The following is a 17702-nucleotide window of genomic DNA, read 5'->3' on the forward strand; positions in this document are numbered from 1 at the left end:
TTTACGCCCCTTTTTCTTTTCTTCCATTAACGAATTCCGTTAAACTAAAACTGTGTAATATGGAGGTGATATGCATTGTCCTTTTTGTGCTGCGATTGATACAAAAGTTATCGATTCTCGTTTAGTGGCTGACGGTCATCAAGTGCGTCGTCGCCGTCAATGTTTAGCGTGTCATGAGCGGTTTACTACGTTTGAAACAGCGGAATTGGTCATGCCAAGAGTGATCAAAACCAATGGTAACCGTGAACCTTTCAATGAAGAAAAAATGGTCGGTGGTTTCCAACGCGCCCTAGAAAAAAGACCGGTGAGCGCGGATGCGATTGAATTGGCGATCAGTACCATTAAATCGAAATTACGTGCAACAGGTGAACGTGAAGTGCCGAGTAAATTAATCGGTAATTTAGTAATGGAGCAACTCAAAGAGCTGGATAAAGTCGCGTATATACGTTTTGCGTCGGTTTATCGTAGTTTTGAGGATGTTCGTGAATTTGGCGAAGAAATTGCCAAATTAGAAGATTAACTCGCTTATGTCAGTATTTACCTCTTACGATTTTCAAATGATGTCGCGTGCGATTAGCCTCGCCAAGCGCGGCATATACACCACTTCACCTAACCCCAATGTTGGGTGTGTCATCGCTCATGGTGACACGATCGTTGGGGAGGGTTACCATGCTAAGGCGGGTGAACCGCATGCCGAAGTCCATGCGTTACGTATGGCTGGTGAGCAGGCGAAAGGCGCGACGGCCTATGTCACGTTAGAACCTTGTTCTCATTATGGTCGAACCCCTCCTTGTGCTGAAGGACTGATTAAGGCCGGTATTCGTCGTGTTGTTTGTGCGATGAAAGATCCCAACCCGCAAGTGGCTGGTCGTGGTATCACGATGCTTTCACACGCGGGGGTTGAGGTAGCCGTTGGGCTATTAGAAGCCGAATCACGAGCGTTAAATCCCGCCTTTTTAAAACGTATGGAAACCGGCCGTCCGTTGGTTCAGCTAAAATTGGCTGCGAGTCTCGATGGGCAAACCGCGCTCGCCAATGGTGCCAGTCAGTGGATTACTTCTCAGCAAGCGCGTCAAGATGTACAGCATTATCGCGCCCAAGCTTGTGCGATTTTATCAACCAGCCAAACGGTGATTGCCGATAACGCTTCGTTGAACGTCCGTTGGCATGATTTACCAGAGAGTGTGCAAGCGCAATACCCTCAAGACCAAGTGCGTCAACCGGCGCGTGTGATCCTCGATAGGCAGCATCATTTAACTGCACAGTTAAACTTGTATCAACAATCGGGGGCGGTGTTCACTGTGAGCGAGCACGATGCCGATATTTGCGTTGGATTAGATGAACATCACCAGTTGTCGTTAAAAGCGCTGTTTGATTCACTCGCCAATCAGCAACAACTGAATCATATTTGGGTGGAAGCTGGCGCGACGCTAGCGCGTTCTCTATTACAACACCAACTGGTGGATGAGCTGATCGTGTATTTAGCTCCGAAAATTATGGGATCCGATGGCCGTGGCCTATTGGGAGCGTTAGGTTTGATTGAAATGCATCAGGTTATGGAGTTTGATATCAAGGATATTCGCCAAGTTGGACCGGATATACGAGTGATATTAATACCTAAGCCTATCAATGAATAATAAAGAGTACAGTCGATGTTTACTGGAATTGTAGAAGCTGTCGGGCGTTTGCGCTCAATTACCCCTAAAGGTGACGACGTGACTGTCAAGGTAGAGGTCGGGCATTTAGATATGTCAGATGTCAAATTAGGTGACAGTATTGCCACAAATGGCGTATGTTTGACAGTTGTTGAGTTTGATGAAAGCTCTTATAGTGCTGATTTATCGATAGAAACATTAAAAAAATCCAGTTTTTCCGAACGACAAGCGGGTGACCGTGTTAACTTAGAAAAAGCCATGTTGCCGACAACCCGTTTTGGCGGACATATTGTCTCAGGCCATGTCGATGGTGTCGGAGTGGTGATAGAGCGTCACTGGGTTGGGCGTGCCATTGAGTTGTGGGTGAAAACACCAGCTGATCTCATGAAATACATCGCCGAAAAAGGGTCGATAACGGTTGATGGCATCAGTTTGACTGTGAATGCACTACGCAAAGATGCATTCAAGCTGACGATTGTACCGCACACCAGCAGTGAAACTACCATTGATGAGTTTCATGTGGGCCATCAGGTCAACTTGGAAGTCGATGTATTGGCACGTTACATGGAGAGATTGATGACAGCATCCCATGAACCTGAAGAGCCGGAATCTCGACTTACTATGGAATTTTTGAAACAAAACGGTTTTGCTTAATACACATTGCCTAGCAAAACGCTCATGGCCTCTTGGTAATGAGGCTAAAAACGAATAGGAATACCGTATGACAATCAGTACCCCGCAAGAAATTATTGATGACATTCGTCAAGGAAAGATGGTTATCCTAATGGATGATGAAGATCGCGAAAATGAGGGCGATATTATTATGGCTGCTCAGGATGTGACTCCTGAAGCCATAAACTTCATGGCGACTTATGGACGCGGTCTTATCTGTTTGACTCTAACGAAAGAGCGTTGTAAGCGTTTAGGTCTCAACCCGATGGTTGAAGATAATAGTGCGCAATTTTCAACCGCATTTACTGTCTCGGTTGAGGCAGCTGAAGGGGTGACAACAGGTATCTCTGCCGCGGATCGTGCCACTACGGTACTTGCTGCTGCCGCCGATAATGCCAAAGCATCGGATTTAGTTCAGCCTGGCCACGTATTTCCATTAGCTGCGCAAGATGGTGGTGTACTCGTCCGTGCCGGTCATACCGAAGCCGGATGTGATTTAGCACGTTTAGCTGGTAAAGAGCCAGCGTCGGTGATTGTTGAAATCTTAAATGATGATGGCACGATGGCCCGTCGTCCAGACTTGGAAGTGTTTGCGAAAACACACGGCGTGAAGCTGGGCACGATTGCTGATTTAATTGAATACCGTAACAATACTGAAACGACCATTGAACGTGTGGCAACGTGCCAGTTACCGACCGAGTATGGTGAGTTTGAATTAGTGACCTTCCGTGATGTGATTGATAACCAAGTACATTATGCATTGTGTAAAGGTGACATCATTCAAGGGGCACCTTTAGTACGCGTACACTTACAAGATACGTTTACCGATTTATTGCACAGTAACCGCAATTCAGATCGTAGCTGGCGATTAGATCAAGCCATGGAGCGTATTGGCCAAGAAGGGGGCGTATTGGTTATTTTGGGCAAAGAAGAGAGCAGCGATTTATTAATGAATCGTGTCAAAGCTTTTGAAGCTCAAGATAATGGTGAAGCGCCTGCTATGGCGAAGAAACCAGGGACGTCACGCCGTGTTGGTGTTGGCTCACAAATTTTAGCGGATTTAGGGGTGACGGATATGCGCCTACTATCTTCAGAAAATAAAAAATATCATGCACTCGGCGGCTTTGGATTAAATGTTGTTGAGTATGTGTGCCAGTAATAAATAATAAGAAGCGCCGCTGATCAACGTCAGCGGCACGCCTGAAGGGATAGGTACAAATACTATTAGATATGGTTCACAGATTTGTGCTAGAATCCGGCGATTCTCACGTGATGATTAGAGTTTAAAGGACAGCTTATGAAAGTGATCGAAGGTGGCTTCCCAGCACCAACTGCGAAAATTGCCATTGTAATTTCTCGTTTCAACAGTTTTATCAATGAAAGTTTACTTTCTGGTGCCATCGATACTTTGAAGCGCCATGGCCAAATCGCTGATGATAATATCACAGTGGTTCGTTGCCCAGGTGCTGTAGAGCTTCCTCTTGTTGCTCAACGCGTAGCAAAAACTGGCAAATTCGATGCGATTATCTCATTAGGGACCGTCATCCGTGGTGGTACACCACATTTCGAATATGTTAGCAGTGAGATGAACAAAGGTTTAGCACAAGTTTCTATGGAATATAGTCTTCCAGTTGCTTTTGGTGTGCTAACTGTTGATACCATTGATCAAGCCATTGAACGCGCAGGAACCAAGGCTGGTAATAAAGGTGCAGAGGCAGCACTAAGCGCACTTGAAATGATTAATGTTCTTTCTGAAATCGATTCCTAATGGGGGCCCGTGTGAAACCAGCCGCACGTCATAATGCACGCCAATTTGCGTTGCAAGCAATATATTCTTGGCAGCTTTCTAACGAAAATGTTGCAACAATTGAAGAACAGTTTTTATCCGGCGGTAAGTACGATGAAGAAGATCTTCGTGCCTCTGAACCGGCTCTAAGCGCGCCAGAAACTGATGTGACTTACTTCCGTGAAGTCTTCACAGGTGTGGTGTTAAGCTATAAAGAGTTAGATAGCAAATTGCGTCCATTCGTGTCTCGTCCAATGCAAGATTTGGATCAAATGGAGCTAGCACTATTACGTTTAGCTATGTTTGAAATGACACGTCGTGAAGATGTACCGTACAAAGTGGTTATTAATGAAGCGATTGAATTAGCAAAAACTTTTGCTGCTGAAGATAGCCATAAATTTGTGAATGGTGTGCTTGATAAAGCGGCTCCACACGTACGCATTAAATCGTAAATCACGATACAATGATAAGGTCAGCATGATGCTGGCCTTTTTTATGGGTGCCATATAGGCATTGAGTATTATATACGCTTCATCGAGGGCGTATCCTTGTATACGGATGAGGAGCATTGCGGTTCATGCCTGGAGAATTTGATTTTATTCGGACTTATTTGTCGGAACGTCAAACATCACGTCAAGATGTGAATTTAGCACTAGGGGATGATTGTGCGATTGTTTGTCCACCTCCTAATGCCCGTATTGCATTGAGTACTGATACACTTGTTGGAGGTTCGCATTTCTTGCTCTCCGCGGCGCCTGAGTTGGTCGCACATAAAGCTTTGGCCTCTAATTTGAGTGATTTAGCCGCAATGGGCGCTCGTCCCGCATGGATGTCGTTAGCGTTAACCTTGCCAGAAATTGATGAAAATTGGTTACGTCCCTTCTTTGATGCATTTTTTGCATTAGCCGATGATTATGGTATTCAGTTAATTGGCGGTGATACGACGAAAGGTCCATTAAGCATCTCGTTAACTGTGCAAGGGTTTGTCCCGCAAGATAAAGCGTTATTACGGTCTGGTGCTAAAGCCGGGGATTGGTTATATGTCACCGGTAAATTAGGCGATAGCAAAGCGGGTCTAGACGTTATTTTAGATCCCACACTACGCGGTCAACCTTTCGCCAGCGAGCTAGAAAAACGCCACTTTTTGTCAACACCACGAGTAGAGTTTGCGCAAGGGTTATTAGGTATAGCTTCGTCTGCGATTGATATTTCAGATGGTCTTTTGGCAGATTTACAGCATATTTTAGAACGTTCATGCGTTGGCGCGAGCATCGATGTGAGTTTATTGCCTTATTCGGAGCAAATGGCGGCTTTTGTCGGTGAGCGTGATATTGCTTGTCAGTATGCATTAACTAGTGGCGAAGAATATGAGTTATGCTTTACTGTTCCTGAACAATATAAAGCGTATGTTGATTCTCAATTAGCCCAAGAGACTGAGTTACATTGTATTGGTAAAATAGAGTCTCAAGGCCACCTCAAGTTACATGACAGTGGTCAGCCTATTGATTGGCAACTGTCTGGCTATGATCATTTTAAGGCATCATAATGAACGATCCAAGAACACGTATTTCCCTAGTAAACCCTTGGCACTTATTAGCGACTGGATTTGGGAGTGGATTATCGCCCATTATTCCCGGAACCATAGGAACCCTCGCTGCCATTCCTTTTTTCTTACTCTTGGCGCAGTTACCTCTGGTTGCTTATATTTTGCTGGTGGTTATTGCGAGCATCATTGGAATAAAGATCTGCCAGGTGACTGCCGATGATATGGGCGTACATGATCATGGATCGATTGTTTGGGATGAGTTTGCCGGTTTTTGGCTGACGATGCTGGTGGTACCTCTATACAACATTTCTGTGTGGGATTGGCATTGGACGCTGGCTGGTTTTGTCTTGTTCCGCTTTTTCGATATGGTAAAACCATGGCCGATTAGTTGGTTAGATAAGCAAGTCCATGGTGGGTTCGGGATTATGATCGATGACTTGTTAGCTGGTGTATTTTCAGCAATCTGTTTAGTTTTACTCGGCCATTGGGCGGGGTGGTAAGCAACTGGTTACAATAAAGGTGCATGCGCGCACCTTTATTGTGGGTCATATGCCATGTCGTCTAGTTCGGTGAGAGCTCGACAATATTTTCAATAAGCGCCTCACGCAGTTCAATCGCTTCTTGTTCACTTAAGCGGCCACCACCATGACGAGTAAGGATAAATAAATCCTCCGCTCGCTCACCAATTGTCGTAATTTTTGCACCATGTAAATCCAAATTCAATTCAGAAAAAGTCGCACCGATTGTGGCTAATAGTCCGGGGGTATCTAATGCGACTAATTCTATTAACGTGCGCTTTTTGCTTTTCGTTGGCAAAAAGTCCACTTGTGTCTTTACTTTAAAATGTTTCAATTGGCGCGGTAAACGGCGAGTTTTTTGATGTAACTGTTTACCTTTGGCGACGGCTTTATGAATGTGCCCAATCAAGGCTTCATGTTCTGATTCAACAATAGCATCCCCATTATTATCAAGTACCATAAATGTATCGAGTACGTAACCATCTTTACTCGTCATGACTTGCGCATCATGAACGTTTAAATTACGACGGTCGAGTTCAGCCACGACATTGGCAAATAATGCCGGCTGATCTTTGGTATACACAAAGATTTCGGTAATACCTCGAGTCGGGCGTTTATTGATCAGTACTAGTGGCGGAGAATTCTCGGTCAATTTGAGAATGTTGGAACAGTGCCACGCGATTTGTTTATCAGAATGGCGTAGAAAATAATCGGCTTTAAAACGCAACCATAAGCGATCGATATGTTGTGGCGTGTAACCTTCTTTGCGTAAATGCGCGGAGGCCATTTGTTGATTATGACGAACACGTTCGCGGACATCGACAGGATTTTCTAAACCGCGCCTTAATGCACGTTGCGTTGAGTAATAAAGCTCAGCAAGTAAGGTGCGTTTCCAGCTGTTCCATAGCTCAGGGTTGGTGGCGCAAATATCAGCAACGGTCAAACAAACCAACGCATCAAGTGCCTCTTCTTCACGAACCGTTTTAGCAAAATCACTGATAACATCAGGGTCATAAATATCACGTCTTTGGGCCGTAATCGACATTAATAAGTGGTTTTGTACTAGCCAAGAGACTAGGCGTGCCTCGGGTTTGGATAGCCCATGTTCGAGACAGAAGTCATAAGACTCTTTGGCACCAATTTCAGAGTGATCACCGTTACGGCCTTTACCAATATCGTGGAAAATAGCCGCTAAAATGATTAACTCGCGCTTTTGATAGCGCGGAAATATTTCACAACAAATTGGATGAGTATTGTAATTTTCGGGGACATGAAAGGTTTGTAGCTGCTTGAGTACACGTATTGTATGTTCATCAACGGTATACACATGGAATAAATCGAACTGCATTTGCCCAACAATGTGGCTCCATTGTGGTAAATAGGCGGCCATGACACCGAGCTCATGCATTTGTGGAAACGCATTTTGTAAGCTATTTGGATGCCGCACTAAGGTCATGAACTTATCCCGAGCGCTAGGAATGCTATGTAAAAAGGTATTGAGCCGCCGGCGTGCAGTACGTAATTGACGCATAGTCGTCGGTGATACACCCGTGATACTCGTATCATCCGCCATGTGAATAAACATATCGAGGATGCTTTCAGGACGAGCTTGGAATAAGGCTGGGTGGCGCGCTTGTATCCAAGGTCCGCATCGAGCAAAATCGTCGTCCAGTACGATACATTGTTCATCGGTTTCATGGTTTAAGATCGCTTGATCAAACAGCATTAACAACATACGATTAAGTTCTACTACGCGTCGTAAAGTGCGATAGAACTCTTTCATCATTTTTTCGACCGCGCGGTTACCATCTCCAGTAAAACCTAAATGCTCTGCGACATTCGCTTGGTGACCAAAAGTTAACCGGTTATCATAGCGGCGTAGTTCAAGATGTAACGCAAAACGGACTCGCCATAAAAACTCTTGGCACTCAACAAGTTCACGATACTCTGCATCGGTTAAAAAATCATAGCGACTCATCTCATAGAGAGAAGTCGCCCCGAAATGACGGCGAGCGATCCAAGATAAAGTATGAATATCGCGTAACCCACCGGGGGTAGATTTTATATCCGGCTCAAGATTATAAGTCGTATCGTGGTAGCGGGCATGGCGAGCACGCTGCTCTTGCAGTTTGGCTTTGTAGAACACGTTGCTAGGCCAAAACGACTCAGAAACAATAACGTCTTTAAGCTGTTCGAATGTCTCATGTGAACCGCAAAGCAAGCGTGCTTCTTGTAAGTTGGTGGCAACGGTAAGATCAGCTCGACCAATATCCGCGCACTCCTGAACCGTGCGCACGGCATGACCAACTTCCAAACGTAAATCCCAAAGAAAAGTAATAAATTGACTGATTTTGACGCCGACATCTTCGCTTAAAGGATGCTGAGAAACGATCAACATATCGATGTCAGAAAGAGGATGCAACTCACCGCGGCCGTATCCGCCGACAGCAACCAGTGACAATTCTGTCAGGGTATCGAATTGATAAAAACGCCATAAACGAGCGAGCAACTCATCCATATAATGAGAGCGTCCATGAACTAAATCACTAACAGAGTGATGCTGAAGAAATTGAGCTTTTTGCTCTTGAGCGAATTGATCAAGTTGGTCTTTAAGATCAGGAATTGAAAGCTCATCATTGTTGAGATGACTAGGGGCTTGAAAAGGCATAACTGCAGTCCGTGCGAGATTTCCGAATGCAGTGAATGTAGCAGATTGGGAGCAATAAAAAAATATCCCCGCAAGCGCGGGGATAAGAAACTATTAATGAGTATCGTCGTTATGCGTTGTGAAAGTGACGAGGAATGGTTTCTTCATCGCGTAGCGTCAAGATCTCACAGCCATCTTTAGTCACTAGCAATGTATGCTCCCATTGCGCAGTGTTTTTGTTATCTGCCGTGTATACTGTCCAATCGTCATCTTCATCTAAGCGGCAACCAAATTTACCTGCGTTGATCATCGGCTCAATGGTGAAAATCATGCCTTCTTTTAAGACGGTGCGATCGTTGTTTTTATAGTGAACGACTTGCGGCTCTTCGTGAAAGCCAGCACCAACACCATGACCACAGTAATCACGTACAATGGAGTACTTCATACGCGGGTTATTTTTATTGTTGGTTTTAATTAGTTTTTCAATGGTTGTGCCAATCTCACCAAGTTGAGCACCTGGCTTCACTTTTTTAAGCGACGCGTATAGACATTCCTGCGCGGTGACACATAAGCGTTTATCAGCAGGTGAGACTTCACCAACATAAAACATTTTTGATGTATCACCGTGGTAGCCATCTTTAATCACGGTGATATCGATGTTCATGATGTCCCCATCTTTTAATACAGCTGGGCGCGTGTAAGGGCCAAACTGGCTATCTTCCGATGCTGGAATGCCGTGGCATACTACATGGTTGATCGAGGTACAGATAGATTTAGGGAAGCCATGGTAGTTAAGCGGTGCGGGAATAGCGCCTTGCACTTCAGTGATGTGCTTATGACAAATAGTATCCAGTTCTTCGGTTGTGACACCCGGTTTGATGAAGGGTTCGATCATTTCGAGAACTTCTTTGGCCAAACGACCAGCGACGCGCATCTTTTCTATTTCTTCAGCATTCTTGATAATTACAGACATGGGCTTTCTCTATTTCGTTATTTTAGAGCACTAGCGTGCGATGTGGTTATTGTAACAGCGACGTGATGAAGCGCAATAATTGTGATTCGAGTATTAAGGAATATCTCTTAAAGAAAGGTGATATATCCGCAATGGTGGATGATTTTTTACTAGCCAAATAAGCGCAAAATATGATATAAAGCGCGCCGAACTCTAAGTATCTTGTCTTCACTATTGGCGACCGTTACTTATGATGTTTATAACTTACTTACATAAATCACACACATTCCGTCACGTGTTCCGGGGTGCCCTACTTAGATAGGGTCGGAGACATGGGGGATGTGGAGGCCTAACCCCATATAGAGGATTATATAATGGCAACTGTATCAATGCGCGATATGCTTAAAGCTGGTGTTCACTTCGGTCACCAGACTCGTTACTGGAACCCAAAAATGAAACCGTTCATCTTTGGCGCTCGTAGCAAAGTTCATATCATCAACTTAGAAAAAACTGTACCTATGTTCAACGAAGCACTTGCAGAGCTATCTAAGCTAGGCGAGAAAAAAGGTAAAGTTCTTTTCGTTGGTACTAAACGCGCTGCATCTGAAGCTGTTAAAGAAGCTGCAATTGCATGTGACCAATACTTCGTAAACAACCGTTGGTTAGGCGGCATGTTGACTAACTGGAAAACAGTTCGTCAGTCAATCAAACGTCTAAAAGAACTAGAAGCACAAGCTGCTGATGGCACTTTCGATAAGCTGACTAAAAAAGAAGCACTTATGTGTACTCGCGAAATGGAGAAACTTGAAAAATCTCTTGGCGGTATCAAAAACATGAATGGTCTTCCTGACGCTATCTTCCTAATCGATGCGGATCACGAGCACATTGCAGTTAAAGAAGCAAACAACCTAGGCATCCCAGTAATCGCTGTTGTTGATACTAACTCTAACCCAGATGGTATCGACCACATCATCCCTGGTAACGATGACGCAATCCGTTCAGTACAACTTTACCTAAACGCTGCTGCTGAAGCAGTGAACGAAGGTCGCAACCAAAACGTTGCAGAAGTTGCTGAAAAAGACGGCTTCGTAGAAGCTGAATAATTACGGCTCTTAGTCTACTTAGATTGATGTGTCATTCATTGACCATATAAACTAGGTTATAGTTAGCATTGGGGGCCCTTTAAATCGGCCCCTAATTTTTACCACATCCAGAATTAAACCGAGGAATAGAGAATGGCTGTTACTGCTGCTCTAGTTAAAGAACTTCGCGACCGTACTGGCGCGGGTATGATGGAATGTAAAAAAGCGCTTGTTGAAACTGATGGTGACATCGAGCAAGCGATTGAAAACATGCGTAAAAGCGGTGCTGCTAAAGCGGCTAAAAAAGCGGGTAACGTTGCTGCTGAAGGTACTATCATCGTTAAAGATGGTGAAGGCTTTGCGGCACTAGTTGAAATCAACTGTCAGACTGACTTCGTAGCGAAAGATGGTAACTTCCAAGCCTTTGCAAACGAAGTTGCAGAAGCTGCTGCTGCTGAAAAAATGTCTATCGAAGAGCTACAAGCTAAATTCGAACAGACTCGTATCGAACTAGTTGCGAAAATCGGCGAAAACGTAAACGTACGTCGTGTTTCTTACCTAGAAGGCGCGAAAACTGCTTCTTACCGTCACGGTGAGAAAATCGGTGTTGTTGTTGCCGGTGAAGGTGATGAAGAAACGCTACGTCACGTTGCAATGCACGTTGCTGCTTCTCGTCCAGATTTCTTAAACCCATCAGACGTACCTGCTGATGTTGTTGAAAAAGAAAAAGCAGTTCAAGTTGAAATTGCAATGAACGAAGGCAAACCAGCGGAAATCGCAGAGAAAATGGTTGTTGGCCGTATGAAGAAATTCACTGGCGAAATCTCTCTGACTGGTCAAGCGTTCATCATGGAACCTAAGAAAACTGTTGGCGAAGTGCTTAAAGAAGCCGGCGTTACAGTAACTGGTTTCGTTCGCCTAGAAGTAGGTGAAGGCATCGAGAAGAAAGAAGAAATGAGCTTTGCAGAAGAAGTTGCAGCAGCTCAACAAGGTTAATCTTTAGCGATATAGCCTAGTTAAAGACCGTAGCCAAGGCTGCGGTCTTTTCACGACTATCGTAAAGGGAATTTGCCGTCACGAATTGATTCTTAGGCTTATAAAATATGTAGAATCAATCCTTGACAGTTAATTAACCACTTTTTTGAAAGGTAAGACCATGACAACGAACCCTAAACCAGCATATCAACGGATTTTGTTAAAACTTAGCGGTGAAGCGCTGCAAGGTGCAGAAGGTTTTGGTATAGATCCAGCCGTTCTTGATCGCATGGCTCAGGAAGTCAAAGAACTGGTGGAACTTGGCGTTCAGGTAGGGGTTGTTATCGGTGGCGGTAACTTGTTCCGTGGTGCAGGTCTTGCAGAAGCAGGCATGAATCGCGTAGTCGGTGATCACATGGGAATGCTCGCGACGGTAATGAACGGTTTGGCGATGCGTGATGCTCTGCATCGTGCGTATGTAAATGCTCGTGTTATGTCAGCAATTCCACTAAATGGAGTTTGTGATGACTACAACTGGGCGGAAGCAATCAGCCAATTACGTGACGGCCGAGTGGTTATTTTCTCTGCAGGAACGGGCAACCCATTCTTCACTACAGATTCTGCTGCGTGTTTACGTGGTATTGAAATCGAAGCCGATGTTGTACTTAAAGCAACGAAAGTTGACGGTGTATTCGATTCTGACCCTGTAGCCAACCCAGATGCTCAGCTTTATGGTAAGCTGGCTTATAATGATGTACTTGAAAAAGAGCTGAAGGTGATGGACTTAGCAGCATTTACGCTTGCTCGTGATCATCAAATGCCAATCCGTGTTTTCAACATGAACAAACCAGGTGCATTACGCCGTGTTGTTATGGGCGAAACTGAAGGTACGCTAATCAGCGCTGAAGTAAAATCACTCTAGAGACGAACAAAATTAAGGTGATATCGTGATTAATGAGATCAAAAAAGACGCTCAAGAGCGTATGAACAAAAGCGTAGACGCGCTGAAAAATAACTTGAGCAAAGTACGTACAGGTCGTGCTCACCCAAGTATCTTGTCAGGCATTTCTGTTGAGTATTACGGTGCCCCAACGCCTTTGAACCAAGTGGCTAACGTTATCGCTGAAGATGCGCGTACACTGGCGATTACCGTGTTCGATAAAGAGCTGACTCCAAAAGTAGAAAAAGCGATTATGACAGCAGATCTAGGTTTAAACCCTATGTCTGCGGGTACTGTTATTCGTGTTCCTCTACCACCATTAACAGAAGAACGTCGCCGTGATTTAGTGAAAATGGTGCGTGGTGAAGCAGAAGGCGGTCGTGTTGCTATTCGTAACATTCGTCGTGATGCTAACAGCGATCTTAAAGGTTTATTAAAAGAGAAAGAAATCTCTGAAGATGAAGATCGTAAAGCACAAGAAGAAATCCAAAAAATGACCGATGTTGCGGTTAAACACGTGGATGAAATTCTAGCGAAGAAAGAAACAGAATTGATGGAAGTATAAACACGACTTCTTTCAATAGAATGAGCGCTGTGCTTGCAGCACAGCGCTTTTTTATTCGTTACGTATAAACGTCTTTGGTTCGAAAATACTATAATAATTAATAATGTTAGATTCTCAACTCTCATCTGAGGTGCTACCTCAACATATTGCCATCATTATGGATGGTAACGGCCGATGGGCAAAAGAGCGGGGGAAACCACGTGTTTTTGGTCATAAGAAAGGCGTGGATGCGGTTCGCAATACCATCACTACAGCTTCCAAACTTGGGATCAATGCGATTACCTTGTTTGCGTTTAGTAGTGAAAATTGGCGTCGTCCTGAAGAGGAAGTCGGGGTATTGATGGAACTGTTTATCACGGTGTTATCATCGGAAGTTAAACGTATGCACAGAAACAACTTGCGATTGCAAATCGTGGGGGATGTTTCTCGTTTCAGTCAACGCCTGCAAAATAAAATTGAACAAGCCGAAGCCCTCACTAAGAATAATACTGGCATGGTATTAAACGTAGCGGCAAATTATGGCGGTAAGTGGGATATTACTCAGGCAACGAAGCATTTGGCCCATCAAGTAGCGAAAGGTCAACTTGCCCCTGAGGATATTACCGAAGAAATGCTTGGACAGCATGTCATGATGTCGGATTTACCCGACGTAGATTTGCTTATCCGCACCAGTGGCGAATGCCGAATTAGTAACTTTTTGCTGTGGCAAATGGCCTATGCAGAAATGTATTTTACTCCAATCTATTGGCCTGAATTTGGAGAAGATAGCTTAATTGAAGCTATTTCCTGGTTTGTGAATCGTGAACGCCGTTTTGGGTGTACGGGTGAACAGATTAAACAGCTAATGGAAAAATAAAATAGGATCGAAAGTTTGAAGCAACGAATTATTACAGCGCTCATACTTGCCCCTCTTGTTCTTTTGGGCATTATCTACTTGCCCCTTGCTTGGTTTATGCCTGCTCTAGCAGCCATTACCTTGATCGGATTTTGGGAGTGGACGCAATTTGTTAACGCTCCTCAATCACGTATTTTGGCCTTGCTTCCTGCCTTGGTTGTCAGTGGTATCAGTTTTTGGTGGGTGCAGCCCACAATGGACACTTTGAATGCTTTAACCTCCCATCATTACTTAATTTTAGTGATAGGAAGTATATGGTGGATAATCGCAAGTATCCTCGCGATTACTTACCCGCGTTCTCGCCCAGGATGGGAAAATGTCAATTGGTTACGCCATAGCTTTGGAATTTTGACATTATTGCCTTTTTACTGGAGTGTGGTTTTTCTACGTGCAGAATCGATGTCTGTGGACATGTGGCACGGCGCGCAACTGGTTATTTTCGTCTGTTTGATCGTATGGACTGCCGATAGTGGTGCTTACTTTTCGGGTAAGTATTTTGGCAAGCACAAAATGGCACCGGCTGTTAGTCCGAATAAAACGTTAGAAGGATTAGTCGGTGGCTTAATTTTAGCGGTCATTGTGGGGGCAACGCTGGCGAAAGCGTTTAACCTGCAATTTAGCTCAGACTTTACCATGTATATGATCATCCTCTGTACCGCGATCATCTCAGTATTAGGTGATTTAGTTGAAAGTATGTTTAAGCGTGTCTCAAATATTAAAGACAGTAGCCATATTATTCCAGGTCATGGTGGTGTGTTAGATCGCATTGATAGTTTGACTGCGGCTTTTCCCGTTTTCGCCTTTCTCTATTTCGTCTTATAAATCAAAAGGCAAGCCGTTGGCTTGTCTTTTGACTCAATAATGGTTTCACTATGCGTAAGTTAACGATTCTCGGAGCTACTGGCTCAATTGGTGATAGCACGTTAAACGTGGTTGCTGAAAATAAAGAACAGTTTTCCATTGTTGCTTTGGTTGCCGGCCAGAATGTAGAAAAAATGCAGCAACTTTGTGTTCAATGGCAACCTAAATATGCGGTGATGGCGACTGCTGATGCCGCGAAATCTTTAAAAGCGTTACTTGCACAAACGGGCATAAATACCGAAGTGATGTATGGTGAAGACGCGATGTGTCAAGTGGCGGCATTAGATGACGTTGATACTGTCATGGCTGCGATTGTTGGGGCGGCAGGGTTAATGCCGACGATGGCTGCTGTAAAAGCGGGTAAACGTATTTTACTCGCGAATAAAGAAGCTCTCGTGATGTCAGGGCAACTCTTTATTAATGCGGTGGAAAAGTATGGTGCTGAACTGTTACCCGTTGATAGCGAACATAATGCGATTTTCCAATGTTTACCCGAAGAAATACAAACGCGTATGGGGCGCTGTGATTTAGATAACGCTGGCGTTTCCTCGATCTTATTGACCGGATCGGGTGGGCCGTTCCGGTATAGTGATATTGCAACCCTTGCGGATGTCACACCGCAACAAGCAATCGCTCATCCTAATTGGTCTATGGGACCAAAAATCTCGGTTGATTCCGCTACCATGATGAATAAAGGGCTCGAGTATATTGAAGCTCGTTGGTTGTTTAATACCCGCCGTGATCAACTTCAAGTGGTGATTCATCCTCAATCTGTTATCCACTCTATGGTGCAATATCGAGATGGTTCGGTGTTAGCCCAGATGGGAGAGCCGGAAATGGCGACGCCGATTTCTGTCACCATGAATTACCCTCACCGTATTCAAGCTGGAGTGCAACCACTCGATTTTACTCGAATGAGCGAATTGACCTTTATGGATGTGGATTATGAGCGTTACCCATGTCTCAAATTGGCAATTGATGCTTGTTATGAAGGACAACATGCGACAACATCCTTGAACGCTGCGAATGAAGTAGCTGTTGACGCATTTTTGAAAGGTGCCATTCGATTTACTGACATTAGTACGCTTAATAACATGGTATTGTCGAACGTCTGCACTGCTAATAGTTCGTTACATTCCCATGACTTGGAAAGCTTACTAGAGGTCGATACAATGGCGCGGCAACTTGCTGGTCAGTTATTGAAAGAGCATTTATTATGAGTGGCATAATCTGGAATTTAGTCTCATTTGTTGTCGCGTTAGGCATTTTGGTGACCGTACATGAATTTGGTCACTTTTGGGTTGCGCGTCGCTGTGGAATAAAAGTCGAGACATTTTCTATAGGTTTTGGTAAAGCATTATGGAAGAAGGTCGGTAAAGACGGCACTGTTTATACCATCGCGATGATCCCTCTTGGTGGTTATGTCAAAATGCTCGACAGTCGTGTCGATACGGTTTCGCAAGAACAACGACATCAAGCCTTTGATCATAAATCGCTTTGGCAGCGTGTTGCTGTCGTCAGTGCCGGACCGATGTTTAATTTCCTATTTGCAATTTTTGCTTATTGGTTGGTCTTTACTCTTGGTACTCCAACAGTAAAACCTGTCGTCGGTAGTGTTGAACAACACTCTATCGCTGCTCAAGGTGGGCTTAAATCAGGTATGCAGATTACTTCTGTCTCTGGTGTATCGACCCCCGATTGGCAATCCGTGAATATGCAGCTTGCTTCGCATATCGGTGATAAGCAATTGACTTTGACGGTGGCTTCTCCCAATGACATCGGTATGAAAGAAATCAAAACTTTCAACCTGTCTTCGTGGAACTTTAAACCAGATTCAGAGTCTGCTATGGGAGCGTTAGGTTTTAAACCTTATCGACCGAGCATTTCTCCGACGCTTGTTAATATCTCAGCCAATGGAGCAGGTGCGCAAGCTGGCTTACAAGTAGGGGATACACTTGCATCGATTAATGGCGTCAAGGTGACAGATTGGCAGCAGGTGGTGAACAGTATTAAAAGCCATCCTAATAAGCCGCTGAAACTGACAGTAATCCGTAATGGCAGTCTGCTGCCATTAACACTGGTCCCTGAGCCTAAAAAGCTAAGTAAAGGACAAGTGATAGGGTTTGCTGGTATAGCACCTAAAGTCGCGCAATGGCCAGAAAATTATCGATTTGATTTGCAATATGGCGTGATTGAATCGGTAGGCAAAGCGATAGATAAAACAGGACAAGTCATACATCTGACGGGCAGTATGTTGAAAAAACTGGTCGTGGGTGATGTAGGATTGAACAACCTGAGTGGCCCAATCTCGATTGCAAAGGGGGCTGGGGCGACGGCTGATTACGGATTCGTTTACTTTTTAGGCTTTTTGGCTCTGATCAGTATTAATTTAGGCATTATTAATTTAGTCCCATTACCAATGCTTGACGGAGGGCACTTGCTGTTCTTCGCGATTGAGGCGATTATTCGTCGCCCGGTTCCTGAAAAAGTTCAGGAAATGGGCTATCGCATTGGTGGAGCCATCATTTTCTCTTTAATGGCCGTGGCAATATTTAACGATTTTACTCGCCTGTGATTTTACGCATTGGGCAAGGGTTGTAGTAAGGAA

The 17702-nt window shown here is 44.4% G+C and carries 18 protein-coding genes; 16 read left to right on the top strand and 2 right to left on the bottom strand.

Features of this window, described 5'->3' with window-relative positions:
- The first annotated feature begins 70 nt into the window (after positions 1 to 70).
- The 8 genes from nrdR to pgpA all read left to right on the top strand — a co-directional run bounded on the left by nrdR (position 71) and on the right by pgpA (position 6159).
- On the top strand, positions 71 to 520 hold the full coding sequence (gene nrdR / locus OCU30_RS03010) for a transcriptional regulator NrdR (protein WP_077311339.1): 450 nt from the start codon (positions 71 to 73) through the stop codon (positions 518 to 520).
- A 7-nt stretch (positions 521 to 527) separates the two neighbouring features.
- Positions 528 to 1637 (top strand): bifunctional diaminohydroxyphosphoribosylaminopyrimidine deaminase/5-amino-6-(5-phosphoribosylamino)uracil reductase RibD, encoded by a 1110-nt coding sequence (ribD, locus tag OCU30_RS03015; protein WP_077311340.1) that lies wholly within the window; start codon positions 528 to 530, stop codon positions 1635 to 1637.
- A gap of 15 nt (positions 1638 to 1652) precedes the next feature.
- Entirely contained in the window at positions 1653 to 2309 is a 657-nt protein-coding gene (locus OCU30_RS03020) for a riboflavin synthase (RefSeq protein ID WP_077311342.1), read from the top strand.
- A 67-nt stretch (positions 2310 to 2376) separates the two neighbouring features.
- Positions 2377 to 3486, top strand: a complete 1110-nt coding sequence (gene ribBA, locus OCU30_RS03025; RefSeq protein WP_077311344.1) for a bifunctional 3,4-dihydroxy-2-butanone-4-phosphate synthase/GTP cyclohydrolase II — start codon at positions 2377 to 2379, stop codon at positions 3484 to 3486.
- Between the two features lie 138 nt (positions 3487 to 3624).
- Positions 3625 to 4095: a 6,7-dimethyl-8-ribityllumazine synthase gene (ribH, locus tag OCU30_RS03030; RefSeq protein WP_077311345.1), complete on the top strand. Its 471-nt coding sequence runs from the start codon at positions 3625 to 3627 to the stop codon at positions 4093 to 4095.
- Positions 4095 to 4565 (top strand): transcription antitermination factor NusB, encoded by a 471-nt coding sequence (gene nusB, locus OCU30_RS03035; protein ID WP_077311347.1) that lies wholly within the window; start codon positions 4095 to 4097, stop codon positions 4563 to 4565. The genes ribH and nusB overlap by 1 nt, the downstream gene beginning before the upstream one ends.
- 125 nt (positions 4566 to 4690) lie before the next feature.
- Positions 4691 to 5659, top strand: coding sequence for a thiamine-phosphate kinase (gene thiL, locus OCU30_RS03040; protein WP_077311349.1), 969 nt, complete (start codon positions 4691 to 4693; stop codon positions 5657 to 5659).
- On the top strand, positions 5659 to 6159 hold the full coding sequence (pgpA, locus tag OCU30_RS03045) for a phosphatidylglycerophosphatase A (RefSeq protein ID WP_077311351.1): 501 nt from the start codon (positions 5659 to 5661) through the stop codon (positions 6157 to 6159). The genes thiL and pgpA overlap by 1 nt, the downstream gene beginning before the upstream one ends.
- A gap of 61 nt (positions 6160 to 6220) precedes the next feature.
- Here pgpA and glnD read toward each other — a convergent pair whose 3' ends face one another.
- Together glnD and map are read right to left on the bottom strand one after the other, a co-directional pair.
- Entirely contained in the window at positions 6221 to 8845 is a 2625-nt protein-coding gene (gene glnD, locus OCU30_RS03050) for a bifunctional uridylyltransferase/uridylyl-removing protein GlnD (protein ID WP_077311353.1), read from the bottom strand.
- Between the two features lie 109 nt (positions 8846 to 8954).
- Positions 8955 to 9797, bottom strand: a complete 843-nt coding sequence (gene map / locus OCU30_RS03055) for a type I methionyl aminopeptidase (RefSeq protein WP_077311354.1) — start codon at positions 9795 to 9797, stop codon at positions 8955 to 8957.
- A 353-nt stretch (positions 9798 to 10150) separates the two neighbouring features.
- Here map and rpsB point away from each other — a divergent pair, with 353 nt between their 5' ends.
- The 8 genes from rpsB (at position 10151) to rseP (ending at position 17669) form a co-directional block, all read left to right on the top strand.
- A complete protein-coding gene (gene rpsB / locus OCU30_RS03060) occupies positions 10151 to 10879 on the top strand; it encodes a 30S ribosomal protein S2 (RefSeq protein ID WP_077311356.1) in 729 nt (242 codons plus the stop codon).
- A 132-nt stretch (positions 10880 to 11011) separates the two neighbouring features.
- Positions 11012 to 11854 carry a translation elongation factor Ts gene (tsf, locus tag OCU30_RS03065; RefSeq protein ID WP_077311358.1) on the top strand — a complete coding sequence of 281 codons (843 nt, stop codon included), beginning with the start codon at positions 11012 to 11014 and terminating at the stop codon, positions 11852 to 11854.
- Between the two features lie 160 nt (positions 11855 to 12014).
- Complete coding sequence (pyrH, locus tag OCU30_RS03070) at positions 12015 to 12755, top strand: UMP kinase (RefSeq protein WP_077311360.1); 741 nt, start codon at positions 12015 to 12017, stop codon at positions 12753 to 12755.
- Positions 12756 to 12780: 25 nt separating this feature from the next.
- Complete coding sequence (gene frr, locus OCU30_RS03075; RefSeq protein WP_077311362.1) at positions 12781 to 13338, top strand: ribosome recycling factor; 558 nt, start codon at positions 12781 to 12783, stop codon at positions 13336 to 13338.
- Positions 13339 to 13441: 103 nt separating this feature from the next.
- Positions 13442 to 14194 carry an isoprenyl transferase gene (locus OCU30_RS03080; protein WP_077311364.1) on the top strand — a complete coding sequence of 251 codons (753 nt, stop codon included), beginning with the start codon at positions 13442 to 13444 and terminating at the stop codon, positions 14192 to 14194.
- A 15-nt stretch (positions 14195 to 14209) separates the two neighbouring features.
- On the top strand, positions 14210 to 15055 hold the full coding sequence (locus tag OCU30_RS03085) for a phosphatidate cytidylyltransferase (protein WP_077311366.1): 846 nt from the start codon (positions 14210 to 14212) through the stop codon (positions 15053 to 15055).
- A 50-nt stretch (positions 15056 to 15105) separates the two neighbouring features.
- Positions 15106 to 16314, top strand: a complete 1209-nt coding sequence (gene ispC / locus OCU30_RS03090) for a 1-deoxy-D-xylulose-5-phosphate reductoisomerase (RefSeq protein WP_077311368.1) — start codon at positions 15106 to 15108, stop codon at positions 16312 to 16314.
- Positions 16311 to 17669, top strand: coding sequence for a sigma E protease regulator RseP (gene rseP, locus OCU30_RS03095; RefSeq protein ID WP_077311370.1), 1359 nt, complete (start codon positions 16311 to 16313; stop codon positions 17667 to 17669). The genes ispC and rseP overlap by 4 nt, the downstream gene beginning before the upstream one ends.
- The last annotated feature ends 33 nt before the right edge of the window (positions 17670 to 17702 follow it).

The organism is Vibrio palustris (assembly GCF_024346995.1).
GTDB lineage: Bacteria > Pseudomonadota > Gammaproteobacteria > Enterobacterales > Vibrionaceae > Vibrio > Vibrio palustris.

Excerpts from the sequence above, each read along its gene's own strand:
- thiL (WP_077311349.1), top strand. The coding sequence starts at position 4,691 with ATGCCTGGAGAATTTGATTTTATTCGGACTTATTTGTCGGAACGTCAA.
- nusB (WP_077311347.1), top strand. The coding sequence starts at position 4,095 with ATGGGGGCCCGTGTGAAACCAGCCGCACGTCATAATGCACGCCAATTT.
- tsf (WP_077311358.1), top strand. The coding sequence starts at position 11,012 with ATGGCTGTTACTGCTGCTCTAGTTAAAGAACTTCGCGACCGTACTGGC.
- map (WP_077311354.1), bottom strand. The coding sequence starts at position 9,797 with ATGTCTGTAATTATCAAGAATGCTGAAGAAATAGAAAAGATGCGCGTC.
- ribBA (WP_077311344.1), top strand. The coding sequence starts at position 2,377 with ATGACAATCAGTACCCCGCAAGAAATTATTGATGACATTCGTCAAGGA.
- nrdR (WP_077311339.1), top strand. The coding sequence starts at position 71 with ATGCATTGTCCTTTTTGTGCTGCGATTGATACAAAAGTTATCGATTCT.
- OCU30_RS03080 (WP_077311364.1), top strand. The coding sequence starts at position 13,442 with ATGTTAGATTCTCAACTCTCATCTGAGGTGCTACCTCAACATATTGCC.
- pyrH (WP_077311360.1), top strand. The coding sequence starts at position 12,015 with ATGACAACGAACCCTAAACCAGCATATCAACGGATTTTGTTAAAACTT.
- ispC (WP_077311368.1), top strand. The coding sequence starts at position 15,106 with ATGCGTAAGTTAACGATTCTCGGAGCTACTGGCTCAATTGGTGATAGC.
- rseP (WP_077311370.1), top strand. The coding sequence starts at position 16,311 with ATGAGTGGCATAATCTGGAATTTAGTCTCATTTGTTGTCGCGTTAGGC.
- glnD (WP_077311353.1), bottom strand. The coding sequence starts at position 8,845 with ATGCCTTTTCAAGCCCCTAGTCATCTCAACAATGATGAGCTTTCAATT.
- OCU30_RS03020 (WP_077311342.1), top strand. The coding sequence starts at position 1,653 with ATGTTTACTGGAATTGTAGAAGCTGTCGGGCGTTTGCGCTCAATTACC.
- ribD (WP_077311340.1), top strand. The coding sequence starts at position 528 with ATGTCAGTATTTACCTCTTACGATTTTCAAATGATGTCGCGTGCGATT.
- rpsB (WP_077311356.1), top strand. The coding sequence starts at position 10,151 with ATGGCAACTGTATCAATGCGCGATATGCTTAAAGCTGGTGTTCACTTC.
- ribH (WP_077311345.1), top strand. The coding sequence starts at position 3,625 with ATGAAAGTGATCGAAGGTGGCTTCCCAGCACCAACTGCGAAAATTGCC.
- pgpA (WP_077311351.1), top strand. The coding sequence starts at position 5,659 with ATGAACGATCCAAGAACACGTATTTCCCTAGTAAACCCTTGGCACTTA.